General features: G+C 60.4%; 7 protein-coding genes and 1 pseudogene. All 8 read left to right on the top strand.

What is annotated here, in order from left to right:
- Position 1 precedes the first annotated feature (1 nt).
- On the top strand, positions 2 to 1390 hold the full coding sequence (locus tag EN925_RS17895; protein ID WP_245460875.1) for a type II and III secretion system protein family protein: 1389 nt from the start codon (positions 2 to 4) through the stop codon (positions 1388 to 1390).
- On the top strand, positions 1377 to 1670 hold the full coding sequence (locus EN925_RS17900; RefSeq protein ID WP_127368007.1) for a hypothetical protein: 294 nt from the start codon (positions 1377 to 1379) through the stop codon (positions 1668 to 1670). The genes EN925_RS17895 and EN925_RS17900 overlap by 14 nt, the downstream gene beginning before the upstream one ends.
- A gap of 71 nt (positions 1671 to 1741) precedes the next feature.
- The gene (locus EN925_RS17905; RefSeq protein WP_127368006.1) at positions 1742 to 3271 is read left to right on the top strand and encodes a pilus assembly protein TadG-related protein; all 1530 of its coding nucleotides are present in this window, start codon (positions 1742 to 1744) and stop codon (positions 3269 to 3271) included.
- Positions 3272 to 3278: 7 nt separating this feature from the next.
- Positions 3279 to 3773, top strand: coding sequence for a TadE/TadG family type IV pilus assembly protein (locus EN925_RS17910; RefSeq protein WP_164753862.1), 495 nt, complete (start codon positions 3279 to 3281; stop codon positions 3771 to 3773).
- Positions 3767 to 4402 carry a TadE/TadG family type IV pilus assembly protein gene (locus EN925_RS17915; RefSeq protein ID WP_127368004.1) on the top strand — a complete coding sequence of 212 codons (636 nt, stop codon included), beginning with the start codon at positions 3767 to 3769 and terminating at the stop codon, positions 4400 to 4402. Before EN925_RS17910 ends, EN925_RS17915 begins: the two co-directional genes overlap by 7 nt.
- A complete protein-coding gene (locus tag EN925_RS17920; protein ID WP_024502270.1) occupies positions 4399 to 5562 on the top strand; it encodes an AAA family ATPase in 1164 nt (387 codons plus the stop codon). Before EN925_RS17915 ends, EN925_RS17920 begins: the two co-directional genes overlap by 4 nt.
- Positions 5546 to 6136, top strand: a complete 591-nt coding sequence (locus tag EN925_RS17925; RefSeq protein WP_127388221.1) for a L,D-transpeptidase — start codon at positions 5546 to 5548, stop codon at positions 6134 to 6136. The genes EN925_RS17920 and EN925_RS17925 overlap by 17 nt, the downstream gene beginning before the upstream one ends.
- Positions 6133 to 6454: pseudogene (locus EN925_RS17930) on the top strand (hypothetical protein); the annotation flags it as partial. The gene EN925_RS17925 and the pseudogene EN925_RS17930, both read left to right, overlap by 4 nt.

A 6454-nucleotide genomic window follows, 5' to 3' on the forward strand; every position in this document is an offset into this window, starting at 1 on the left:
GTTGCTGTCGGGCCTGGCGGCCAATGCGGCCGACCGCTTCATCGATGTGTCGACCCCCAGCGTTCATCGGATTTTCCTGCCGATGTCGCAATCGGTGACGATCCAGGTGAGTGCCAATCTGGGCGACATCGTCGTTGGCGACGAGAAGATCGCCGATGCCCAGCCAATGACCGACCGCACGCTCTACGTCATCGGTAAGGGCGCCGGCACCACCACGGTTAATCTGTTCTCCACCGATAAGCGCTCGCTCGGCGCCCTCCAGATCGAGGTCGGCGTCGATGTCAGCGACATGGCGCAGGCGATCCGCCAGGTCGCGCCAAAGTCGCGCATCGAAGTGGGCTCGGTCAATGGCAAGGTCAGGCTTGGCGGCCATGTCAAGGACGGCGCCACGCTGGCGTCGATCCTGGAGGTTGCGCAGCAATATGGTCCGGACGCTGTCATCAACTCGGTCATCGTAGACGACAGCCAGCAGGTCAATCTGGAAGTGCGCGTGCTGGAAGCCAAACGCAATACAGGCCGCGATCTCGGCGTTTCAATCAAGAGCACGAACGGGAGTGGGACGAGCCGAGTTGGAACCGGCATTGCCACAGTCGACAAGGACGGAGCAGAGCTTGGCGCGGGCGACCTGGTCAGCGGCCTACTGTCGAACACCAATCCCTTCGCGGCGCTGATCACCCGCGTGATAGACAGCAACATCAAGGTCGACCTGATCATCGAGGCGCTTGAGGCCAAGGGCGTGGTTCGCACGCTGGCCGAGCCGAACCTCACCACGCTATCGGGCGAGCCGGCCAGTTTCAACGCCGGAGGCGAAGTCCCCATCCGTAGCGTCGACAAGGATGGACTGATCCAGATCGATTACAAGCAGTTCGGCGTCAATCTCGTGTTCACGCCGGTTGTACTTGACGAAGGCAAGATCCACATCAGGCTGGCGCCAGAGGTCAGCGACCTGACCGGCTTCACCACCGCCGGCGACCCGATCTTCACCAATCGCAAGCTGACAACCGTGGTCGAACTGCGCGACGGCCAGAGCTTCGCCGTCGGCGGGCTGCTGTCAAGCAAAACCACCAAGCAGCAGAACCAGGTGCCATGGCTTGGCCAAGTGCCTGTCATCGGGACGCTGTTTCGCAATTCGAGCAGCCAGAAGGAAGAAACCGAGCTGGTGGTCATTGTCACGCCACACATCGTGCGGCCGGTGAAGCCCGGCGAACAGCTGGCGACGCCGTTCGACAAGACGCGGCCCGCCAACGATCCGGAATTCTTCGTGCTCGGCCAGCTCGAAGTGACCAAGGACATGGTGCGCAAATATGAACTGGGCGAAGGTGTCACCGGCCCCTATGGCCACATGCTCGACTTCAAATCGAAGGACAAGATGCTCTATGTCAAGAAATAGCGCCTTGATCCTTATCCTGTGCGCCAGCGCGCTGTCGGGCTGCGCCGCGGACTATCTGAACCACTACGATTCGGTGACCCTGGCCGCCGGCGACACGCAGAAATACAATTCGCTGCTGCAGACGATCGACCCACTCAATCCGAACTCAAGGAATACGAAGATCGAAGGCGACGGCGCGCGCGCCGCCGCCGTTGCCCAGGGCTACAAATATCCACCGCCACCGCCACCGCCGCCGGCGATCACGGTCAATGTGGGCGGGTCGGGCGTGACGACGCAGTGAACTGAACGGAAGGATGCGGAGGGCGCCGGGCATGCGAGGGGCTCTGGCGCAAGAAAGCAGAGAGTAAGGTCATGTTGGGGACCATTCGTGCCTTCTGGAACGATCAACGCGGCGTCGCGATGATCCTCGTGGCGATCACGCTGCCCGTGCTTATCGGCTTTGCTCTGCTGGCTATCGATATGAGCAGGGCCAACGGACTGCATAACGATCTGCAGAAAGGTATCGATGCGCTTGCGCTTGCGACAGCCGCGGAACTTGATGGCAGATCGGATTCGATCACCCGAGCCGAACTGGCAAAGACGACACTTCTCACCAACAAAACAAAGTTTTCAACATCTGGCAATCATACGCTCGCTTTGGCTGATGTGACCATTAAATATTTAACCGGGATACCTGCCGACGACAGCATCGGGTTGAATGCCGCTGGTGTCGACGCTAATGGCCATGACTGGTCAAGCACCGATCCCAAAGCCGTGTCGTTCTCCTTGGTGACCGTGAATCCGTCCGTCGCGGCGGCAGATGGTGCCGGGGCCTTTGAGGCGATCTTTCCAGCAAGCTTTCTTGGCGGCAATAACACCTTCGATATCAGACCTCAGGCTGTGGCCGGATTTGTCCAGTCGATCTGCGAAACGGTGCCAATCTTCATGTGCAATCCGTTCGAGACGACCGACCCGCTGACCAGCAAGACCATCCAGCAGGCATTCGCGTCGGGCGATACCTACAGTCGCGAGTTCCGTATCCTTAAGGTCGACAGCAATCCTGGTCCCGGTAACTTCGGCCTGCTCGACAACAGCCTCACTTCGCTGCGCGATGCCATAGCAATGGGAACAGCCGGCACTTGCTACAACCGGAATGCAATCACCACAAAAACCGGTGTGACCTTGGGCCAAGTAAGCGCAGGCCTTAACGTCCGCTTTGATCTCTACAGCGGGTCTCTCAATAAATATAACAAGGACTGGGCGTATCGACCGGCAAGCAATGTTCGCAAGGGACAGCAAAGCAATACGTGCAACAAATACGATCCTGCAACCGACGGCCCCCCGGCATCGGCACTGCCGCTCCCGCCCGGCGTATGGGACGCTGGCAACAACGCATATTCGCAGAAGATCACCAACGCCACGACATTCTACGGCAATTATTGGAGTAGCAATCACAAAGCCAGCGTCCCTAACATCCCCAGTTCTACCAACCCGGTATCGAAGACGGCACCGGCGTCTCGATACGATGTCTACAAATATGAAATCGCGACCACTGGTCTTGTTGCAGACAAATCAAAGGGTCCATCAAACGAGAGAGGAACGCCTGCCTGCTTCAATGGCGCGACCCCGACTGCGGATCCCGATCGGCGGCTGCTCAACATGGCGATCGTCGACTGCATCGCCAACCAGGCCAAGATCAACGGGCATACGCAGCTGAAGCCGGACGGATATGCCAGTGTTTTCTTGGTCGCGCCAATTGCGAAATCCAACCCGAGTGACGACCCAGACGGCACCGGCGCCGAGAAGCCTATCAGCCTGGAGATCGTCGACGTTGATGGCGGGTTCGCGAACAACACCCTGGTCGACAAAGCATTTCGCAACGAAGCCCAGTTGTATCGGTAGCGTTGACATGACCAGGTTCGGCAAAATCATTGGACGGTTCCAAGTCGACGAAAGTGGCGCCGCTTTGGTGGAAGCCGCGATCACCATACCACTCGTCTTGCTGTTATCGGCCGGTGTGTTCGAGTTCTCCAATATCCTGAACACCCGGCTGCTTCTCGAAGCCGGCGTTGAGGATGCGGGGCGCTACATGGCACGATGCAGCAGCGACTGGGCGACTTGCAAGGCGCGGGCTCAAAACCTTGCTGCCTATGGGACGGTCGATAGCGGCAACGCCCGGGTGACCGGATGGCTTCCAGCGACAGTTGACATCACCAAGGCGGTCTCGCTGGACGCGGTTGATGCCGCCACGGGCACGCAGCTTTATCTCAGCAGCACGACCAAAGTCGATGTCGTGGACGTCAGCACGTCCTATTCTTATCCGGACGTTGGATTCTGGTCGTATCTTGGCTTTGGAGCCCTGACCCTCAGTGTATCCCATCAGGAACGGGTCATTGGATGGTGATGGAACGCACCAAGTTTTGGGCTAGCCAGTCCGGAACGACAATGGTCGAAATGGCCATAGTGATGCCGCTGCTGTTGACGCTTCTGCTTGGCTTCGTCGATTTCGGCTACGCCTTTTACCAATGGAATGCCGGGAATAAAGCGGTGCAAGCCGGCGCAAGGCTGGCGCAGATCTCAACACCTGTCGCCAGCGGGCTCCTGGCCGAGACGATAACGCAGACTGACCTAACTAAAGTTGGCACTGCGGTACCGGCAAACACTTACAACTATATCTGCACCGCCAACACCGCTGGAAGTGTCTCTTGCGTTTGCGGCACAGGCGCTACATGCCAGAACCTCAATGTAAGCCAAGATGCCTTTAATTTCATTTTTAGCGGCAACAGCAGCCGGGCCGGAATGCAGACATTCCTGCCGATGCTGGCCAAGTCCGAAGTCAGGATTCAATACCAGGCGTCCGGCCTCGGCTACTGGACGCGACCCAGCGGGGCGGTGCCTACCATCACCGTCAGCATCACCAACCATCCCTTCCAATTCTTCTTCCTGGGCGGACTGCTCGGATTCGGAAACATCACCATGCCCTCCATGCTGAGCACAGTCACGGGCGAAGATTTGAAGAGTACCTGGCCATGAACGCCATCAACACCAAGGTCACGCCGACCAAGCGCAAGCAGGTGGCGCTGTTTTCGTCGGATCCGAATTTCAAGCGCGATGTGGCGACGCGGCTCGATGCGCTGGCGATCTATGACGTCAGGGTTTCCGAGACGAGCGATTTTCTGAAAGGACCGCCGGCGGACACACGCCCGGGCATCGTCATCCTCGATCTCGGCAATGGCGAGCTGCTCGGCAGGCCCGGCATCGTCGAGGCGCGCGCGCTGTGGGCCAGCGTGCCGCTGATCGCGGTTTCCGACGAGCTGAGCTCGGAGCAGACGCGCGTTTTGGTGCGCATGAACGCCTCGGACTGGCTGCACAAGCCGCTCGACGGCAAGGAACTGCTCAACGCGGTGACCTTCCACGACACCGGCAACCAGGGAACCAAGAGCCGGATCATCACCTTCATCAGCGCCAGCGGCGGCGCCGGCGCCACGACGCTGGCGCTGTCGGCTGCCGAATTCCTGGCGTCGAAATCGGCTGAGCGCGCCGCGTCCACCTGTCTCGTCGACCTGGATTTCCAGAGCGCCAATTGCGGCGCCTATCTCAATCTGTTCAACCAGTTCGACCTTGCCGGCATCATCGGCCAGCCGGAGCGGCTCGATGTCGAGCTGATGGACGTCATCAAGCTGTCGCGCCCGTCCGGCCTCACCCTCTACGCATTCGAGCGGCCGCAACTGCCGTTCGAGCCGCATGGCAGCGATTTCGTCTTCCGGCTGCTCGACCTCGTCGCCTACCGCTTCGACGACATCGTCATCGACCTGCCCAATCTGGAAACGCCCTGGCACAATTCCGTGCTGTCGACGAGCGACGAGATCTTCATCGTGTTCGAACTCAATGTCGCTTCGCTGCGGCAGGGCAAGCGGCTCTACAAGAAGATCCGCGAGCTGCGCGGCAATGCGGTCAGCATCACGCTGGTCGCCAACAAGCACAAGCGCAAATGGTTCGGGAACCATTTTTCGCGCAGCGAGCTCGAAAAGATCTTCAAGGCGCCGCACATCAAGTCGGTGGCGCTGGACAATGCGCTTCTGACCGATGCGCTGAACAGGGCCATCCCGCCTTCCGAAGTGGATGGGCGGGCGCGCTTCAACAAGGATCTGAAGCGGATGTTCAAAGAGCGGCTCGATGACGCTGCCCGATAGATATCGGATCGCCCCAAAGCTCGCCGGCGCCTGCGTGCTCGGCGTGGCGCTGGCGCTGTCCGTCCACGGCTTCGCCGAGGCGCGATCAGCACTTTCGGAGCGGCCGCCGCTGCCGGCGATGGGGCCCAGCCTGCGCAAGGCCGTCGCCTTTAGAACCGCCGAGCAGCCGGGAACGATCATCATCCGCAAGGACGAGAAGGCGCTTTACCTGGTGACCCGCCAGGGCCAGGCGCTGCGCTACCAGATCAGCGTCGGGCGCGACGGGTTCGGCTGGACCGGCATCGTCAAGGTCGGGGCGAAGACCGAATGGCCGGAGTGGCGCCCGCCGCAGGAAATGCGGGCCCGCCAGCCGGAGCTGCCGAAAATGGTGCCCGCCGGCCCCTACAACCCGCTCGGCGCAAGGGCGCTCTACCTGTCGCGGGACGGGCGCGACACGCTCTACCGCATACACGGCACCAACGACCCGTCGGGTGTCGGCTTCGACGGGACATCGGGCTGTTTTCGCCTCACCAACACGGATGTGATCGATCTTTTCAAACGCGTCGCGGTCGGCGCAAAGGTGGTGGTCCAATGACGATGATCAGCGAACCGGACATGCCGGCGATCGATATCGGAAACCAGGAACAGCGCGAACCGGCTGCCACCGGGAAACCCAGCAAGGCAAAGACGATCGCCGTCATCGTCGCCGGTGGCGCGCTTTTGATCACCACGGTCAACATGGCGGCCGCGGTCTATCTCTATCGGGGCATGAGCGACCTGCGTTTCGTCGAGGCGCGGCTGGAGCAGCTCGGCGCGTTCGAGCAGCGGATCGCGGCCCGGCTCGACACAGTCAACAACGGTTTTCAGAGCCGGTTCGAGAAACTGGACAGCCAGTTGCAAGGCAGCTTCAACG

Origin of the sequence: Mesorhizobium sp. M7A.F.Ca.US.006.04.2.1 (assembly GCF_004022915.1) — a bacterium.
In the GTDB taxonomy this organism is placed as follows: Bacteria; Pseudomonadota; Alphaproteobacteria; order Rhizobiales; family Rhizobiaceae; genus Mesorhizobium; species Mesorhizobium ciceri.